This is a genomic window from Streptomyces sp. SID1328 (assembly GCF_009865595.1).
In the GTDB taxonomy this organism is placed as follows: domain Bacteria; phylum Actinomycetota; class Actinomycetes; order Streptomycetales; family Streptomycetaceae; genus Streptomyces; species Streptomyces griseoluteus.
The window spans coordinates 1-345 of record NZ_WWKH01000350.1; the positions used below are offsets into that span (position 1 = coordinate 1).

The window sequence follows — 345 nt, forward strand, 5'->3', positions numbered from 1 at the left end:
GGGACTCCGGGTACGCCGTGAGGCCAGCGCCGGGCTTCCGGTTCCCGGCCCGGCGCCCGCACTCCCCCACCGTCTCCCCGCTGCCCCTGCTCACCGCCGACCTCGCCGCCGCCGTGGCGGGCGCGTTCGTACCGGACGCGGCCGTGCGCGGGCCGCTCGTCGTGGCCGCGCTGGTGACCGGTGCCCTGCTGCTGCGGCCGCGCCCGGTGCGCTCGGTGACCGGTGTGCTCGACGAACTCCCGTCCGTCTGCGGCCGGATCGCGGTGGTCTGGCTGGCGCTCGGCACGCTGACCACCGCCCTGGAACCCGGCCGCGCCCTCACCCTGTCCGCGCTGGCCGTCGGCT

1 pseudogene is annotated in these 345 nt (G+C 78.6%); it reads left to right on the top strand.

Annotated elements, in window-relative coordinates:
- Nucleotides 1-17 precede the first annotated feature (17 nt).
- Nucleotides 18-345: pseudogene (locus GT030_RS10260) on the top strand (transferase); the annotation flags it as partial.